The following is an 18,598-nucleotide window of genomic DNA, read 5'->3' on the forward strand; positions in this document are numbered from 1 at the left end:
AAAAGAAATAAGCAAATGTCCACTGACATCACTATTTAACAATTATATAATAATATATCCTTTTTTTGTATGTATTTGGATAAAAAAAAGACTTGATGGTTATCAAGTCTTTAAGAAATTTTCACATATTCATATTTGTCGTATTGATCAATGCTTTTGTTAATGTTATGAAGAGAAGCCGTTGTTTCTCTAATTTCGTTTTCAAGTTTCCATAATAGTTGTTTAAGTTCTTCGATTTCATACTTTTCCATCGATTCCACTCTCCTTTTTTGGAAGATCAATGTATTTGTGTATGTTGATTGGGTCATAAGTATTTGATCTGTTACTAACAGTGTAAATGCTATTGAGTATTTTTTCACCGAAAAGTATGCACAAAATGTGTGCGTGATACCGCAAAATTCAATAGGTCTTTTTTCATCATTTTCAGACTTTTCAAATGATACTTTTATCTCAATTTCAAAGGAAATACGTCATTTTTGCGACATGAACAGGCATCATTCGTCACAATTCTCACGATACAGAACATACGATCCCCTCTATTTCCTCGGTTTTTCATGTTATAGGTCAGACGACAGGCTCTACTGTAGACACCGCAATTTTTTGGCGACATTCACCGAAATTGACCGCAAAAGTACCTATTTTTATGATGAATATGCAAAGGTAGAAAGATCATTTTGATTCTTTATTCGGATTTTCTTCATACATTTAGAACAGATATCCGTCCAAATTCACTTCAATGAGAGAAGAGGTGACCATGTGTTTTACTATGTTCCTTATCCGCCTTTGCAGGTTCCCGCAATGGGGAACGCATACCCGCGAACACCTATGACTTTTCCTCCAGTAGATGCTCATGCGTTTCAAAAGGCTGCAAAGGAATCAACCCGTCTCGTGGCTGATGCATCCCTCATTACACAGCAGATTTCCGGTTCGCTTTCGTTTGGACAGCGAATCATGGAAGCTGCTGAACGTGCTGACACCGCAAGTGTGATTCGAATGCTGAAGCAGATTGGGGTGAAAAGCAATATCGATATCCGCTTTAGTCCAGAAGGCATCCGTATCTACTTATCCCTCTCTTCCAGTAGGCTTTTTCTACTTTTACAGTGGGGATAACAAAGAAAAAGGCCGCTCTAGTGGGAGCGGCTTTTCTTAAGATTCAAACATTTTATGACACCATTCAATGGCTTCTATATAACAGCCGTAGGCTTCCTGCTTAGGGAGACTTCCACCTAACATCTCATTATCCCATTCATTTCGTTCAATACGTTTGGCAATGTCTAACACAAGGAAATAGTCATTTTCATAGCCAAGCAGTGCCTCACCTACTTCATCCGAAAGAGGCAGTTCTTTCACAAGTTCAGTAATGTCCGCCCTGACAAGCGTATCAATGAGTGAAAACATACCTGTCAGCATATAAGAAGCGGGATGCTCTCGTTCAGTCCGACTAGCAATGAGTTCACACGTTTTGGCACGAATGAACGACATTTTGATAATTTCCTTTTGGCTTGAGTTGGCCTGGACATTCAGTTCTTTAAATGAAAGGATAAAGATCCATCGCCGTATTTCATTAAACCCAAGCAGGATAATCGCCTGACGAATACTCTTGATTTGATAAAGACGTCTCATGCCGCCAGAATTCAGCATTTTTAATAATTGATATGAAAGGGAAAGATCACTTTCTATAAAGTGCGTCACGGTCTGAATATTCGGCTGCTCCTTGCTCAGCTCATTCAATAGCTGATGGTATGCGTGGAAGCTAGTCGATAAGGCTCGTCCCGAAATGACGTGCGGCTCACTAAAAAAATATCCTTGAAACAAATGGAAGCCAGCTTCTAACGCTTCTTCATATTCTTTTCGCGTTTCTACCTTTTCAGCAAGGAATCGAAGTCGATACTTTTTATATGTATGTAAAATGTCTCTTCGTTCTTCACATGTTGTTTTCAGAAAATCAATTTTTAAAATATCAATGCAATAGAGGAGTTCATCGAGTAACTTGTCATGAAAATGTGTTCCGCTCAGAAAGAAATCATCGAGCGCAATCGTGTATCCCCACTTTTTTAATTGCTTACATCTCATAATAAGTGCCGGGGTAATCGGTACATTTTCTAATATTTCGATCACAAGCTGATGTGGATCAAAATAAGTGAGCAGATCAGACGAAAGCAAGCTTTCGGTGAAATTGATGTAGCATCGTTTTCCTTCTGTCAGTGTTTCGATGCCAATGTTTAAAAAACTATTGATAATGAGGTCAGTTGTCGCTTGATCACCATCTTCAGCGCTATATGTATTGGTTTCACTATCTCTATAAAGCAGCTCGTATGATACGACTTGTTCTTTTCTGTTAAAAATAGGCTGCCTTGCAACAAACACCCTCAACTGCTCCATTCCTCCTTTATGCAATGACAAACAAGATGTGCCTTCAGTATACCAAATGATTGCCCATAAGGTTCATTTTGAATGGTCCAACATGAAAAAAAAGAGACCATCTGGCTTGATGATCTCCTTTCCCGGGGTAATCAGCTTTCATAAAGCTCTTTTTTGATTTTATTTTTCACATCATGGATAAACTGCATCTTATTATCCCAGCATTTTTGACTCAAATCGACTGGGTATTCTTCTGGTTTGCTGATTCGTTTGTATTCCTCCCAGAAGAGTCCGAGACTATCCTGCACATATGCTTGAATCGTTTGGATATCTGGATTATCATACACCAGCTTCCCTTGTTCAAAAATTGGGACATGAAGGTCCTTTGCCACAAAATTTGTCACAAATTTGCTGATAAATGTATGAACTGGATGGAACATTTTCAGCTTATCTTCACTTTGAACATCTTCTTCTTCAAGGGCAATGTAGTCTCCCTCAGAGTGATGATTCAATTGATTGATAATGCGATACACTCGTTTACGGCCTGGTGTTGTCACTTTCTCTGGGTTAGAAGAAATTTTGATCGTGTCATTCATCTGACCGTTTTCTTCAATCGATACAAGCTTATATACAGCACCAAGAGCTGGCTGATCGAATGCGGTAATCAGTTTCGTTCCAACACCCCATACATCAATTTTTGCACCTTGTGCTTTTAAGTTCATAATGGTGTGTTCATCAAGATCGCTTGATGCAATGACTTTGGCGTCATGGAATCCAGCTTCATCCAGCATCGTTCTCGCCTTTTTAGACAAGTAGGCAAGGTCTCCACTATCAAGTCTGACCCCAATAAAGTTGATTTTATCACCGAATTCTTTCGCTACCTTAATCGCATTTGGAATGCCTGATCTGACCGTATCATATGTATCCACTAAAAAGACACAGTCTGTATGTGTTTCGGCATATTTTCTAAATGCAGTATATTCGTCGCGATATGCTTGTACAAGGGCATGGGCATGTGTGCCTGATACGGGAATATTGAAGCGTTTCCCTGCACGGACATTACTTGTTGCCTGAAATCCGCCGATCAGTGCTGCTCTTGCTCCCCACATGGCTGCATCCATTTCATGCGCACGTCTTGTTCCGAATTCTAATGCTGTCTCATCTTCAATGATTCCTTTAATACGAGCCGCCTTTGTTGCAATTAGCGTCTGGAAGTTCACGATGTTGAGCAGTGCCGTTTCAATTAGCTGCGCTTCAACAAGTGTTGCCTCGATGCGCATAATAGGTTCATTCGCAAAGACAATTTCTCCTTCTCGCATTGAATGAAGTGTCCCTGTAAAAGACAATCCGCTTAAGTATTCAATGAAATCGCTTTTATAACCGAGTTCATCTTTTAAATATGCAAGGTCGCTCTCGGTGAAGGAGAAGTCCGATAAATATTCAATCGCTTTCTCTAAACCAGCAAATACAGCGAAGCCGTTGTCAAATGGAAGCTTTCTAAAGAAGAGTTCGAAGACTGCCTTCTTCTCATGAATGCCGTCTCTCCAATACGTTTCTGCCATGTTAATTTGATAAAGATCTGTATGTAGTGATAAACTGTCGTCAATAAACCGATGCTCCAACTTCCATTCTCCTTCCCTTACTTAACCACTTTCGCACCAAGCGTATGCTCAAAGTGAGAAAGTGCCCACTCGTGCCCCGCTTCATTAAAACTCGCTACGGCATTCGCATGAATCACAAGTTCAAAGCCTTTATTGTATGCATCAACAGCTGTATGAAGTACACAAATATCGGTACACACTCCGGCTAGGTGAAGTTCAGTGATGCCACGCTCGCGCAGTTTCATTTCTAATTGAGTGCCTGCAAAAGCAGAGTATCTTGTTTTTTCCATATAATAGACATGATTTAAATGTGTTGACGTGTGAAATAGTGAACTTAGTTTTCCGTAAAGTTCAATTCCTTCTGTCCCGCGAATATTATGGGGCGGAAATAACTTTGTCTCTGGATGATATGGATCTTGCTCTTCATGATGATCGACGGCAAAAACAACAAAGTGTCCTTCATCAATAAATGAGGAAGTGATCTCTATGATCTTCGACTCAATCGCCTGTCCAGGCTTTCCGCACGTCAGTTTTCCATCGTCTGCAACAAAATCAACTGTATAATCAATACAAATCAATGCTTTGCCCATCCGCATCTCTCCCATATGCTCTTTTGAATCATTATAGCTTATTCATTTCACTAGGGAAACCTATTCAACAGATTCACGAGAAAAAGCTTTTTGAAAAAGCTCATCTTCTACATAGATGTGCTCTTGATTGATCGCATGCGGCACTTCTATCACAAGCCCAAAAGGTGAATGTGACTCGTGATGGTTGACCACTTTAAAAGAACAACCAGCGGCATTTGCCATTTTGACATATGGAGAATAAGAAGCATATGACAATTCACCATTTAAAAGAACAGTGGCCTCTCGGTTTGCCTTCAATACTTGCTCTACCTCTTGATACGATTTATGTCTCGATACTTGCCCTTTTGTCAGAGCGAGAAGAGCACGTTCTCTTAATGAGCCGAGAAACATTCTTCGTTCATCGGGTTTTGTTTCAGCATGTCCAAATATCCCTTGCTGCAAATAAAAGTCTACGGATTCTTCTTTCATTGCTGTGTTCACTCCTGGTTTCTGAATTTACATTTCTGTGACCCAGTGCACAATTTTTTGTGCAAGTTCACGGGCTTCGTCTATTTCTACTCTTTTGTTTAAAGATTGTTCAAGTGCTTGCTCAAGCTGCGTTTTTTCGTCTTCATATGCAATAGAAATACTCCATTCTATGTCAGGTACAGCGACAAGCGTTTTATATTCTTTTTTATTTTCATGTAAATATACATTGTAGGTTGTTGGTTGCCCGCTTGTCAGATGCGCTTTTCTTATTTTCATTTGATGTGTTTTACCCCCCTTTTTCTTCTTCCTTCTTCTATCCATTGTACCATAAAAAAAGACAGCTTCTGAAAAGGAGACCCTTTCAAAGCTGGCTATGCGTTAAAGCTCTTTTGCTGGCTGATCAGGTTTGAATCCCAAACAAAAGTGACGTTCGGATTGTTGAAAAATTGAACAAAGTCTCCTGCATTATAGGTGCCTGAACCACCAGCGGAATGATCCACACTTTTTGGCGAAATGGCAAACACATCGCCGAAATGTGCAGAACCGTTTCCTATCACACGGTCAATATGAATGGGTCCAACAATTGCTGGCATCTTTCCACCACCTTTACTACCCTCATCATATGCCTAGCGGAACAATACGTGTCTATCCAACATAAAAAAGACAGCTGATATGTCATATGATCAGCTGTCTTTTATGCATTAAATGATTGAGGCTGGCCAAACAGTGTAAAGTCCCAAAGCATGGTGGCATTCGGATCGCTTGTCAGGGACATATAATCACCTGAATTAAAAGCGCCCGCTCCACCGGTCGAGTGATCTACAGCCAAAGGGGCAATGGCGAGAACGTCACCAAAAGTAGCCGAGCCGTTTCCGCCTAAAGACTCAATATGGATGGGTCCAACAATCGCAGGCATCTTCCTTCTCCTCCCTATTCGCTTATGTGAGTTATGTTATGCAAAAAGGGAAAAGTTGTGCATCTGCCCTAAACGTTTAGATGTTGTTCTTTTCGAGAGCGCTGACGCAGCTGAACCAATCTGACAATATTGAGTGTGATGGCTTTCAGCAGCGCATAGACAGGAACGGCAAAAATCATGCCAAGGATTCCGCCAAAACTTCCTGCCCCAATTAATAGCAAGATAATTGTTAACGGATGTGTGTTGAGACGTTTTCCAATGATCAATGGAGAAATGACGTTTCCATCGATCTGCTGAACAACAAGAATGACAATAACAGTCACAACCGCTTTTCCAGGCGAATCAAGAAAAGCAATGAGCACAGCTGGTGCCGCACCAAGATATGGCCCAAGATATGGAATGACGTTTGTCACCGCAATAATGATGCCGAGAATGAGCGCATATTTCACACCAATTAATAAGTATCCGATAAAACAAGCAACTCCGACAAATAAACAAACAACGATTTGCCCTTGTATGTAAGCAGCAAGCGTATCGTTTAATTCTTTAAAAATCTTCAATCCTTCCTTACGGTAAGGCATTGGCAAAAATTGAACGAGCTTGTCCGGAAACTTATGCCCGTCTTTTAGCATGTAAAATAAAATGAATGGAACGGTAATGACAGCGAGGGCAATATTCGCAATCACGCCAAACACCGCCGACATACTGGAAGCAATATTTTCCGGTAAATCTTTTAATGTCGAAACGATCGACTGTTCAAACTTCGAAACAGACACATAATCTTGGTTCATCATCCACGTAAATGTTTTAGAATGCGAGAAGTCGTTGATAAATTTCTGCATGTCCGTGACATACCCCGGGAAGCTTTTGACAAGTCCACCCACCTGCGTGACAATGACAGGTCCAGCAGCATTGACAACAAACGTGATAAGCCCGATGAATAGGAGATAAATAATCAGAATGGCGAGCGTCCTAGGTATCTTCTTCGACAAAAATCGAACAATCGGATTAAAGATGAAAAAGAGAATACCTGCCAGTAAAATAGGAACAAACAACGTTGAAGCAAATAAAATGATCGGCTGAAATAAAAATGAAACTTTTGTTGATACATACACAATCAGTAAAACCAGTAATATTTGGAATGTCCAAAAATGAACTTTAGATTTTAACAAAGATGCTCCTCCTGTTACGTATTGACCTTATTAAAAAACTACTATTCAACCCACCTTCTGTCAACTGCTTCTTGTTTTAGAACCATATTTTTTGAAAAAAAAAGAACAATTGGTATATCATGCACTTTTTCCAGATATACATTCTGTAAGCATTGAAAAAAGCAGACACCTGTGCGTCTGCTTGCTACACTCTTTCACTGTGATCAGGCATCACCGACACGATTTGCTGGATCCGCACATAAAACACTGATTTTGCCCCCGCCTCAATCACAATATGATCCGGCATCACTTCCTTCAACTTTCCACGTACTGTATCTTTCACTGTTTGAACAATCAATCTCATACCGACTACTTTCTGCAATGTTTGATAAACATATGGATCAACTAATGAAACAAGCTGTGGACTTCCTTGTTGTGCCATGCTACCTGCCCCTTTACTTGTGTATTTACCCACAGCGTATGCAATGACCCATGTGAGTGTCACTCAGCAAACCCACAACATTATTACCGTATTTTTACATTTCATATTTTTTTACAATTTTTAGAAGTATAATAGATTGGTGCTGCCAACATCTTAAATTATTTGAAGAGGTGAATGATCTTGAAAAAATTAATCTGTATCGTTGCTGTCATGCTCTTACTATCCTCTGCAAGTTATGCGCACGCAGGCACAATTGGAGATGCACCTGGTACACCAGGGAAGTGGTTTAAAGGCGAAGAACCGGTACAAAAAGACCTGTCAAAACCCCCACTTGTTTTTGTTCATGGCATAAACAGTTCTTCCTCCACATGGTCTGATCGAAACGATATGGCAAAACAAGCTGTTCTGAACGGATACGAAAGCGCGTTCATAGATTTGTATCCAGATCAGGACATGAAAAAGAATGGGAAACTATTAGCAGAAAAGTTAAAAGAAATCTATGAATTTTTCGGCAGAAAACTGATCATAATCGGTCATAGTAAAGGCGGAGTGGATACGCAGGCTGCACTCGTGTATTACAACGCTCATCCATATGTAGAGAAAGTCATCACACTTGGCTCTCCACATTATGGGACGCCGCTTGCGGATTTAGCCTATAGCAAAGGCGGAAGCTGGCTTGCGCAAATCCTTGGACAAAAGAGCGACGCGCTCTATTCTCTGCAAACCGGGATGATGGCAGCTTTTCGAAGCGAAACCGACCAGCTGGAGACGTTTCCTCATAAATATGTGACCTATTCTGGTTCAGAATGGGGAACCTTTGGCGGAGTGCTTTATTTAGGCGGCATGTATTTAAAAAGCTTTGGTGCAAACGATGGCGCTGTGACAGTCAGCAGCACAAAGCTAGCATATGCAAACAATATTTTAACAGGAAAATGGGATCACTTTTCGATCAAAAACGGCACAAGCATGTTCCCCGTATTTCAGGCACAGCTGCGTGCAAGTACCGCAAGCGCTGAAAGTGAAGACGAACAAGAGCAAGAACCAGTCTCTTCGGAGCTAAATACAAACGTTTATGTGAAAGGTGGAGAAAGTGAAAAGGATAAAACAGAAGCGTTCTATGTAGAGGAAGGAACGAATGGCCTATCGATTCAGTGGTTAAATGAAAGACAGGAAGCCAATCCGGAAATCGTTGCGCCAAATGGAGATGTTTTAACCAATTTGACGACATCCGAAGCATCATTCCCATATGAAGGCGCCTATTCACACCATGTGCAAATCAATAAACCCGTTCCAGGAAAATGGACGATTCGATCAAATTCAGGAAAAAAGGATCCTTATTTGCTACTTGTATCCTTTGATTCACCATTGAATGAAGAAATCAAAATCGCTGCAGCGAAATCAGGAGATGCATCGACACATTCGAGCAAGCTGATTAAACGATTAAGCAAAACTGTAGAGACCACTTATTTTAAAGATGCCGAGAAGGATCATCCACTGAAAACGAGCTCTTCATCAGCCGTTCAATTGAAAAAAGAAGGTGCTTATTCCGTCACGGTTCATTACACAGGTCTCACTGCGTCAGGGACGTCGGCATTTAACCGTACTGTGATCCGCACATTGTATGTGGATCAGCACGGAACGATTCATGGAGATATTCCATATTAAACAGAGCGTTTCATGGGCTGAAGCGCCTGCTGCACCTTCTCATCCAAATCAGCAATTTTTTGGAGCGCAAGTGATTCATCTATTTGTCTGTAATGATGGTGTCCACCAGGCTCTTCGTCCATTTCATCTGCTTTCTTCACAATTTGCTGGAGTGTGTCCTTATGCAGGTCGCCCTCTGGCAAATATGAATCTGTGTGAAGCAGAATCGCAAGGGCAATCTCTTTGGCTGCTTTTGGTTCCTCGCCGAGCCGTATGAGCAGTTTATGTGCCCGCTCTGCCCCTTTAATGGCATGAATATCATTTCGTCTATATGTCTCGTAATCCCATTCTCCGCCTGCTGTATACCATTCATAGTGGCCGATGTCATGCAAGAGTGCTGCTTTCACAGCAAGATCCGGGTTAATCCCCGCCTGCATCGCCAGTTTGAATGCGTGATAAGCACAAGCAATGGCGTGGGCTTTTCCTGAACGATTTAAATATTTTTGAGCGACTGGATGGGTGTAAACATCCATTAATGTAACCTTTCTCATGGAAACCCCTCCTTATCTATATTTTTAGCATCCTAACATATTCTGAAAAGAAACTCAAATGTTCTGTCATATTTCCGATGAGTCTCAAGTTTAGCTTATGCTCGATAAGCTGTCTTTGCTTGTACAATACGAAAAAAGCAGCCGTTATGACTGCTTTTTTCCATACTCACGGGCATCGTATACACAACCGCCAGCTGGGTCATCTGCTAGAAGGTCGAGTAAAATACCGGCCACTTCATCTGGGCTCTTTAGCGTACCTGTTTCATGTAATTGCTGAAACCGTTCAATTTGTTCAAAGTCCTGTTTGGAGGATTTCCGAATCTCTCCCTGCATATCCGTATCAATCGTACCGGGTGAAAAGGAAAACGTGGTGACAGGATATGCTTCGTCCTGCTGTTCCTCATGTAAAGTCCTCATAAACATATCAAGCCCTGCTTTTGAGCTGCAATAGGCACTCCATCCTTTGTACGGATTTTTAGCTGCTCCAGAAGAAAGATGCACGACGGTTTTCTTCCCCTCAAAGGATTGTGTCTCCCTCACAAACACATGACTGAGCAAAACAGGGATGATAAGGTTCAGCGTATAATGCTGATGAAGCGTATCCTCTCCGCCTTGCCCTGTACGTTTGATAGGAGTGACCATTCCTGCATTATTGACAAGCAAGACGTCATCAGCGTCTGCGAGAGTTTGCGAGGACAAGATGCTCTGAAGCCATTTTGCAGCCGATTCCTCATCAGTGAGATCGACCTGTGAATGCGTGAGGTGTGGATGGGATATTGGCGACTCACTTCTTGCAGCGGTGTACACGTTATCCCCGCGTGAAAGTAGCTGTTTGACAAGTGCTAAACCAAATCCTTTTGATCCGCCTGTGACGATTGAAATTCGAATGACAATCTCCTCCCTTAATAATACTATTTTAAATAGTGAATCGGTATCACATCAAGCAATCTGCATAAAGAAAAGCCTGCCCCTTTTTAAAGAGGCAGGCTATTTCTTTTCCGTCTTCACATTCACCTTTGGAATCAGAATGATCATGACAATGATGCCAAAGGCGATCAAGATGCCAAAAATGATTGGCAGAAGCGCCGATCTCTGCTTTTCATGATCATCGCCAGAAGGAGTTGATACAGCCGAATCGCTGAAAGAGATATTCATCTCTTTCATCATACGAGCTGGCGTTTTAGGCGGATTGTCTTTCAGATCACTAAAAATTTGCGGCGAAAGTTGACCACCAGAGGTCTTAGGCGGGTCAGCAAAGTGAATGTCCGTTTTGACTTTAGATGTTGTTTTGCTTTGTTCGTATTTCGTTTGATCCCTCAATATACTCGAATTAATATTGAGGTTCTTTTCTTGATATTCATTCGGCTTGACATTCGTATCCGTATCTTCACCTGTAGCAGCAAAAGCAGCAGGACTGAGGAGAAAAAGGGATATGACACCAAGTGCCATCCCTTTGACGAATAGATTAAGCCTCATGAGTGACATCACGTTCCTCTGTTTTGTCTTTCCATAGCTTCTTCACTAGTGGAATGACCATGAACAATATCGTTAAAATCAGTAGCCCTGTGATGCCCATACCGAAGTTGTCTCCATTTCCATATTGGATGGACAGATACACGTCTGTCACTGGATTTGTAAAATGGAAGTTTGGCATGACCAAATCAATTAACGGTGCAACAAAGAAGAAAATAAGCGCCGTTGCTGCCATCCATCCGGCAATTGAACCGAAAAGGAAAGCTGTGCGAATAAAGGCAGAGCATGCCACTAGCAGCAAAATCGTAAAGATCGACCATTGAATGGCTTGGTCATCAGCTAGTTTGTAAATGTTGAGTCCAAACAGACTGATCATGAGCCCGACTAGCAGATTTAAAATACCAAACAGTGCACCTTTGACCAGCATTGGCGCTGACGCATAGTACGAGCTAAAAAAGCCAATCAACAAACTGCTGATCATCACAATAACCAAAATGACTACTGGCGGTACAGTCTGCGTTTTTTCTTCTGGCACATCGCCGCTAATTTTCAGCGGATTGGCTAAATGGTTATACACATAGTTGCTGTTGCCTTGATCGTCTAAAGTGTTGCCTAAAATACCCTTTAAATCTTGTTGAACAAGCTTCGTAGAATTGACATTCTTACTCCAGTTTTCGTTCAACGTATCTGCTTTTTCTTGAACGGTTGTGACACTTTCTTCAATATTATTCGTATAATCCGCCACCCCTTTTTGGCGGTCAGTTAACGAACTCATATTTTCAGAAAGACGAAGCACTTCCTGACCAATTGAATCCTGTGCACTCACAACAATCGAACTGCCCGCAAGGTCTGCCGTATACACAGCATCTCCTTGATCAGCCATTTGTTCAGCTACTGTGTCCGCACTTTCAGAAATGGCATTTAACTCCTGTTCCATGCTTGCCTGCTGAGTCGAAATGTATTCTGCGTAGCCATCTGAGAATTTTTGCATCTCATCAATAAAGGTAGACACATCATCATTTGACGTCAGCATTTGATTTTTGAGTGTATCCCAGTTTTCCGTTTCTTCTTTTTTGATGGAAAGGATGGACTGGATTTCATCTCCTTTTGTGTCTAGTAGAGATGAGTTGTTTGTTGGTTGATATAGATTCCCAAGCATCATCTCTAGCTGAGACAGTTGATTGGAGTATTCCATTAACTTTTTGGTGCTTGTTGAATTTGTTTTAAACTCTTGATCAAATATTTTCGTATTCACAGTGTTGCCAATCGGCGAGTTTACGCGTTTCAGCTCTTGCACTTTGTTTAAAATAGAGGATTCCTGATTTTTGATTTCATTCGGAATGACGTTATATCGATCTTGTAACCTTAGAATCATCTTTTCAAGCTTCTCTACTTTTTTCGTGAGGCTTTCAAGCTCCTTACTCATTTGACTTACTTTGTCTTTCAATTGGTCGTTATGAGCGGCCGATTTTTCTTGAATCTTCTTTTTCACTTCTTCTAAACGATTAGACAGTGCTTTTAGGTCATCTTTTGATTGATTCGTGCCGCTGTTATCTGGCTGAACAGCATCCTGACCATTTTCACTCTCTTTATCATCTTCATTAGTAGGAGGTGCAGTCTGATCTTCTAATTGATCAGCTAGATCGTTCATTTCCGATGAAATTTGCGAGAGTTCATTTGTTTCATCATCTAAGTTAATGCCAATCTCTTCTGGGTTCTCGTTATCTTGATCTGATTGCCCGTCATCATCAGGATCAGCTGGCTGCTCGGGTGCGTTCATTAGCTCTTGCCTTTTTGCTTCTAGCTTATTCTGCAAGGCGATGATCTTACTTTTATAGGCCTCTAAGTATTGACCTTCATAATTCTTCAAAAGTTCTTCTTGAGACGCCTTCACAAGGTCCGTTAATCCCGACGATTGCTTAGGAATTGCGTCTTCTCTTGCCTTTTGAACAGATTGAATTGCGCTGTCCGTTGTTTTAAGCTGACTTTGGACCCCATTGATATCGGTTTTGAGTCCGCCCATTTGATCGCTAAAGCTGCGGGCATTTTGGTTTTGAATCTCCGCAAGCTGTTTGAGTCCTTGCTGGATTTGTTTTTTACTTGTAGATTGCGCTTTGATCAAGAGATCCTTTTGTTTGTCTTGATACTGCTGATATTGATCGACTACTTTTACGAAATCCTTCAGCTGACTTTTCGCTTCTTCTGTTGTACTTAAACCGTCTTTATACTGTTTTTGTGAATTGGCCATCGCATTTTTTAGTTCTTCTATTTGTTTCTTCTGCTGCTGGACGGCATCAGATAGTTTGTTTGAATTTGGCTTATAGAAGTTGTACATCGTGTTTTGGAATTCGACCTCTTTGCCAACAATATGCTCAAACTCTTCTCTGACATTGCCGATTTCCTGTGATACAAAACTCCAATATAAAGTCGACATTTGTTCATTCATTTTCTTTTGAGCATTTTCTAGCTCTCTTTGTACTTTTTCTTTATTCACTGCATTGAGCTGATCTTGGATTGAGAATTGGATAGATGCCTTCTCAGGATGATCCTTATCATAGCTCAGCACATTTTTAGAGAAGTCAGATGGAATATAAAGAACTGCATCGTACTTTCTATTTTTCAGGCCATTTTCTGCCGCACTTCGATTGACGACTGTCCATGTGTAATCTGGACGCTCTGATAATGCCGCCACCACATCCTGTCCGAAACGAGCGGTATTTTCACTTTCGCTCGCCCCCATATCCTCATTGACCACGGCAATGTTACGTGTGGCATTCTTTTTCTGTTTTGCCGGATCATCCCCAATGAGATGGAAAAATAGAACCGGCAAGACGAGAATCAGTATCATGGTCGACACGATTTTGATGGAGCTTTTTTGCTGCTCTGTCATTGAACACTCTTCCTTTCTACCGCACATAAAGGAACCTGGATTTTCTTCTCTTTCCCGTTTTCAACCAAATATCCGAATCCTGGCTGAATCTCTGGTTCTTGTCTTGCATACGGAAGCGGTATGATGTTTTGCTCTGATTTTTTCATCAGTAACATGGCATGACGAACCTGTTTGATTTCGTTTGTGAGTGCATCATAGCCTTTACTGAATTCGGTATGATTCCCTGATGCGATCAGGCTGAAGCCTAAGTGTGCATATGACTTCATGAAATCAGCCAATTGATCTTGAAGACGCGGGTCGATTGTCTGCTGAAAACGCGTAATGCCATCGATGACGAGCACAACTTGAGGAAATGACAGCTGATCAGTCTCCCCGCGGCGCACAGCTTCGACATACATTTCTTCTCGAACCTTAAATAAACGGTCCAGTTCCTCTGCCCATTCCGTGATATCATCCTTTGTTTCAAGATAATCAATGTTTTCTTCTTTCGCATAATGAGAAAGACCACGATCAATGGAATCAAAGACGGCCAATTTTTCTGGTGCTGCTTCTAGTAGCTGATCAAGCATCAGTTTTGTCACGTTTGTTTTTCCACGCTGCGTTTGTCCGATAATGAGGCAGTGTTTATTCTTTTTCAAATCAAAGTAAACAGGTGCCACAGATTCCTCATCTAGTCCGACTGGAATCTCATACGGCTGTTTTTGTCCTTCTAAGCGATTCTCTAGCTCCCAAATGGTCAGCTTATCAGGAAGCATTGGTACAGGTTTTGGTTTTTCAGCTGATTCAAAGCGAGCATCTAGAAGCTGGATCTCTTGTTTTAAATGCTCAAACAATTCGAGATCGTTCTCTCCTTCAACTGGCAGGAACATTTGGGCAAAGTAAAGCTCTTCTTTGTTGATAATGACTCGTCCTGGAATTGGCTCTAAGCTGAATTTCGGTCTGCCAATAATGGAGTATGCCTCTCCTTGATCCATTAAGTAATGGACAATCTTTGTTTTCAAGTTGTTCATAAGAGATTGACGGACTGCGTTGACACGAGTCGCTGTGATTAAGAAATAAATGCCTAACGATTGTCCATCACGGCTTAACTGAATAAATTCAGATTCGAGTTCATGCATTTCGTCTTTCACAATGTCAAAGTTGTCAATCACGATAAATATGAATGGAAGCTTTTTCTCATTCAGCGCATTGTACATTTTGATATGACTCATTTCCTGCTGTCTAAATAAACGCTTGCGATATTCAACCTCTTCACGAAGACGCTTCATCGATTTTTGAATCTTTCTCATTTGATCCATTAAGAAATAATCAGCCGTATGCGGAAGTTTGGCAAGCGGTAGCAAGGTGCCGTTACCGAAGTCATAAATATATGCATGCCATTCTTCAGGTGAATATCTTTCTGCGAAGCTCATAAGCAGTGTTGTGGCAGCAAGTGATTTGCCGTAGCCTGATGAACCGAAGATGCCAATATTTCCATCCTCCATCATTTGATAAGAAAGTGGATGCTGGCTCTGCTGATCTGGCTCATCGACAAGAGCGAAATGGAAGACGTGCTCTTCACTTGATGCATAACGTGTTTTTGGAATCCGCTCTTCAAGCGGTGGAAGCCATGGACTCGGAAGCTTTTCAATTCCAAGCTCCTGCTGCATACGTTCAATTTCATCCACAACAGCGGAAATTTCCGTCACTGTCTCTTTTTTCACAGCCGGCTCTGTACTTACCCCTGATAATGGGATCAGTCCAGTGTCCGTTACAATGGCGATGTCATCTTCTGATCCGTAGCCATCTTCCATATACGGTGCACCACTCCAAGCCGATTGGAATAATTCATAGATTTCATTGTTCCCCACTTGCAAATATCCACGACCTGTCACGGTAATTGACGCTGCATCACTATTTTTCAAAATTTCCTTACTGTCTGATGCATCTTGTACCTTTAATGCGACCTTAAAGCGGGAGTTACTCCAAATTTGATCATCAATGACCCCGCCGGGCTTTTGTGTCGCCAAAATGAGATGGACACCGAGACTTCGTCCAATCCGCGCGGCACTGACAAGCTCTCTAATAAAATCTGGCTCTTCACTTTTTAATTCAGCAAACTCATCAGAGATTAAGAACAAATGAGGCATCGCCTGTTCCGCCTTTTTCTCTTTATAGAGTTTCGTATAGTCATTGATATGATTCACATGATACTGATCAAACAAGCGCTGTCTTTTCTTCAGTTCACTTTTAATAGAGGCAAGCGCTCTTTCACTAAAGTTTTTGCTGCCTTCAATGTTTGTGATCGTACCAAGTAAGTGCGGAATATTTCGGAACGGCTGCGCCATTCCGCCCCCTTTGTAATCAATGAGCAGGAACGCCACTTCATGCGGGTGAAAGTGTACAGCCAAGGATAAAATATACGTCTGTAAAAACTCACTTTTTCCTGATCCCGTTGTTCCTGCTAATAGACCATGTGGGCCATGTGCTTTTTCATGCAGATTCAGATCGACAATATCGTTTTTTCCTTTATAACCGATAGGCACAGATAATGACTTTGCTGTTTCAGATGTCAGCCATTTTTCACGAATGCCAATGTCATCTACCTGTTTGGCATGAAACAGATCAAGGAAGGAAACCGTTTCTGGAATCGAGTTGGTCATCCCGACTTGATGATCTAATGTTCTTAAGGTTCTGGCAAACAGCTCATTGTCCGCTCGCTCATGTGCATCCAGCTGAAATGGAATTCGTACGGCCTTCTTATGCTGAATGAGAATATCTCCTTCTTCTTCGTTAATGTAACGAACAAGCGTTGAAATATTTTCAGCCAAGCTTTCCTTTGTTTCTGCCGCAAAGATAATTGAGATGCCTAAATCCGTCCGGCTACCTTCTAGGTATTCTAAAATCACATGTTCCGCAATGAGTTCATGGTTTGTCACGATAAACACAAAGTGAGGCGTAAAGATTTTTTTCTCTTTTTCCTCTTCCAGATCACGCTCTCGCAAAATTTCATAAATAGAAGACAAGAGCTGATCACGTGTTTGTTCGTTATATATAAACCCTTTCCCGTATGTATGAGGAAGTTGGAAGTGCGGCAGCCATTTCATCCATTCCCAGTTCTCATACTCCTGTTCATTAAAGATAAAAACAAATCTCAAATCATGATAGCTGTGCGAGAAAGCAAGCTGACCGACAAGCTGGTGAAGTTCATTTTTGACAATTGCCGGTTTTCCTATTAATCCGGTTGGACCGTCCGCAAGACCGAACGTAATCGGTACATCTTTTACCTCGCGATAGACGTTTTGCATATGCTGGGTTTGTTCCATTAAGTCATCGATGTCACGATTGGCCATATCGCCGCCGCTCGTCGATAATTCATAACTTGAAGGAACTGCACCTGTCCCTAGACGCAGCTGTAAAAAATCATCACTGACAAGCGTCTTTTCCCAAATACGCCCGCTGATTTCTGACGTCAAATATTTCATTTGTTCAAAAGACGGATAATGATACGTTAGAATAAATTGTTGACGGTCATACAGCTCTTGCAGCTCTTTCCGCTTATTTTCTAAGTAAAGAGAGTAAACGCGTTGCCGCTTCTCTTCTCGTCTTTTGCGCTGTGATTTCTCTTTAAAATATTGAACGGACGAAGTAATTAACGTCATAATAAACATCGCCATCGACACGACAATAAAGAAACCCCGCGGCTGAACAAGGGCCACGATCCCCATGACAATCAGCATGACAAGCGGCGGAAGAACCACGAGCCAAAGTCCTCTGCCGTTATTTTCACTCTCCTGTGAAGGAAAGCTGAAAGACACCCGGTCATCTGGCAGATCGTAAATCAAACGTGGTGTTCGTCTATATAAAGGATATTTTTGTTTCGTTTCGGTACTCGGCGGACTTGTTTTTTCTAAACGTGTTTGAAATGGTTCAAATGCTATTACTTGCAATAAATCATCATCTTTCAATGACAGCGTCAAAAAGTTCCAAAACAGCTCATCTCCAGCAAGAAGTTGCTGTGGACCGTGCAGCTGTTTCCCGTTCAAATAGATCGTTTCATCTTGGGGAATGACATACCAAGTGCCTTCTATTTTTTCCAACGTGAAGGATTTGGCATCTTGAAACATTGAATGGGCTTGTTCCTTCCACACATCCGCTTCATCTATTTCTTCACTTGAAATAGTCACTTCGACTCTATTTCCTAGGTAATAAATGATTTGATCATGATGTGAATCCATCAACATGAGTGTGAGTGAACCAACCTGACATGGTTCATGTGGAAGTAAGTGACCTATCTTCTTTTCGCCCTGATAAAGAGAAAAGCCATCATTCGTTTCATCTGGAGATAAACGAATCAATCCTTCATCAAACGAAAGGGAAGGAATTGTTACTGTATGCTCTATTTCAGGTCCAATCACAGCTTCCCGGTTGAACTGCTCATCTAAACGGACGGTTTGATAATCTTCCTCATAAAAAACCCATAGAAGACTCAAACGCTCCACCTCCTCATCGGACAGCACCAACTGTCAGTT

17 protein-coding genes are annotated in these 18,598 nt (G+C 41.5%); 2 read left to right on the forward strand and 15 right to left on the reverse strand.

Features of this window, described 5'->3' with window-relative positions:
- Window positions 1-110: 110 nt before the first annotated feature.
- Window positions 111-251, reverse strand: a complete 141-nt coding sequence (gene degQ / locus FXF70_RS00565; protein ID WP_003213123.1) for a degradation enzyme regulation protein DegQ — start codon at window positions 249-251, stop codon at window positions 111-113.
- Between the two features lie 505 nt (window positions 252-756).
- Between degQ and FXF70_RS00570 the strand changes: the two genes are divergently transcribed.
- The gene (locus tag FXF70_RS00570) at window positions 757-1,110 is read left to right on the forward strand and encodes a YuzC family spore coat inner layer protein (protein ID WP_019744042.1); all 354 of its coding nucleotides are present in this window, start codon (window positions 757-759) and stop codon (window positions 1,108-1,110) included.
- Window positions 1,111-1,146: 36 nt separating this feature from the next.
- Here FXF70_RS00570 and FXF70_RS00575 read toward each other — a convergent pair whose 3' ends face one another.
- From FXF70_RS00575 to FXF70_RS00615, 9 genes are all read right to left on the reverse strand, one after another.
- Entirely contained in the window at window positions 1,147-2,373 is a 1,227-nt protein-coding gene (locus FXF70_RS00575) for an EAL and HDOD domain-containing protein (protein WP_046526550.1), read from the reverse strand.
- A gap of 140 nt (window positions 2,374-2,513) precedes the next feature.
- Window positions 2,514-3,983 (reverse strand): nicotinate phosphoribosyltransferase, encoded by a 1,470-nt coding sequence (locus FXF70_RS00580; protein WP_007500472.1) that lies wholly within the window; start codon window positions 3,981-3,983, stop codon window positions 2,514-2,516.
- A 17-nt stretch (window positions 3,984-4,000) separates the two neighbouring features.
- Entirely contained in the window at window positions 4,001-4,552 is a 552-nt protein-coding gene (locus FXF70_RS00585) for a cysteine hydrolase family protein (RefSeq protein WP_148779658.1), read from the reverse strand.
- A 60-nt stretch (window positions 4,553-4,612) separates the two neighbouring features.
- Entirely contained in the window at window positions 4,613-5,020 is a 408-nt protein-coding gene (locus FXF70_RS00590; protein WP_041091828.1) for a YueI family protein, read from the reverse strand.
- A 27-nt stretch (window positions 5,021-5,047) separates the two neighbouring features.
- The gene (locus tag FXF70_RS00595) at window positions 5,048-5,296 is read right to left on the reverse strand and encodes a YueH family protein (RefSeq protein WP_024719734.1); all 249 of its coding nucleotides are present in this window, start codon (window positions 5,294-5,296) and stop codon (window positions 5,048-5,050) included.
- 95 nt (window positions 5,297-5,391) lie between these two features.
- Entirely contained in the window at window positions 5,392-5,613 is a 222-nt protein-coding gene (locus FXF70_RS00600) for a spore germination protein (RefSeq protein WP_008345878.1), read from the reverse strand.
- A 101-nt stretch (window positions 5,614-5,714) separates the two neighbouring features.
- Complete coding sequence (locus FXF70_RS00605; RefSeq protein ID WP_008345880.1) at window positions 5,715-5,936, reverse strand: spore germination protein; 222 nt, start codon at window positions 5,934-5,936, stop codon at window positions 5,715-5,717.
- Between the two features lie 68 nt (window positions 5,937-6,004).
- Window positions 6,005-7,108, reverse strand: a complete 1,104-nt coding sequence (locus FXF70_RS00610; RefSeq protein WP_008345881.1) for an AI-2E family transporter — start codon at window positions 7,106-7,108, stop codon at window positions 6,005-6,007.
- Window positions 7,109-7,292: 184 nt separating this feature from the next.
- Entirely contained in the window at window positions 7,293-7,529 is a 237-nt protein-coding gene (locus FXF70_RS00615) for a YuzF family protein (RefSeq protein ID WP_003213721.1), read from the reverse strand.
- 180 nt (window positions 7,530-7,709) lie between these two features.
- Between FXF70_RS00615 and FXF70_RS00620 the strand changes: the two genes are divergently transcribed.
- On the forward strand, window positions 7,710-9,194 hold the full coding sequence (locus FXF70_RS00620) for an esterase/lipase family protein (RefSeq protein ID WP_148779659.1): 1,485 nt from the start codon (window positions 7,710-7,712) through the stop codon (window positions 9,192-9,194).
- On the opposite strand, the gene FXF70_RS00625 is transcribed toward FXF70_RS00620, so the two are convergent.
- The 5 genes from FXF70_RS00625 to essC form a co-directional block, all read right to left on the reverse strand.
- Window positions 9,191-9,724, reverse strand: a complete 534-nt coding sequence (locus FXF70_RS00625) for an HD domain-containing protein (RefSeq protein ID WP_017358935.1) — start codon at window positions 9,722-9,724, stop codon at window positions 9,191-9,193. The two genes, FXF70_RS00620 and FXF70_RS00625, sit on opposite strands and share 4 nt — an antisense overlap.
- A gap of 144 nt (window positions 9,725-9,868) precedes the next feature.
- The gene (locus FXF70_RS00630; RefSeq protein WP_046526548.1) at window positions 9,869-10,612 is read right to left on the reverse strand and encodes a (S)-benzoin forming benzil reductase; all 744 of its coding nucleotides are present in this window, start codon (window positions 10,610-10,612) and stop codon (window positions 9,869-9,871) included.
- Window positions 10,613-10,711: 99 nt separating this feature from the next.
- Window positions 10,712-11,209 (reverse strand): type VII secretion protein EssA, encoded by a 498-nt coding sequence (gene essA, locus FXF70_RS00635; RefSeq protein WP_017358933.1) that lies wholly within the window; start codon window positions 11,207-11,209, stop codon window positions 10,712-10,714.
- Window positions 11,190-14,087 (reverse strand): type VII secretion protein EsaA, encoded by a 2,898-nt coding sequence (esaA, locus tag FXF70_RS00640; RefSeq protein ID WP_046526547.1) that lies wholly within the window; start codon window positions 14,085-14,087, stop codon window positions 11,190-11,192. Before esaA ends, essA begins: the two co-directional genes overlap by 20 nt.
- Complete coding sequence (gene essC / locus FXF70_RS00645) at window positions 14,084-18,559, reverse strand: type VII secretion protein EssC (protein WP_148779661.1); 4,476 nt, start codon at window positions 18,557-18,559, stop codon at window positions 14,084-14,086. The genes esaA and essC overlap by 4 nt, the downstream gene beginning before the upstream one ends.
- Window positions 18,560-18,598: the final 39 nt, after the last annotated feature.

This window comes from Bacillus sp. Y3, assembly GCF_008123875.1.
GTDB classification, from domain to species: Bacteria; Bacillota; Bacilli; order Bacillales; family Bacillaceae; genus Bacillus; species Bacillus altitudinis.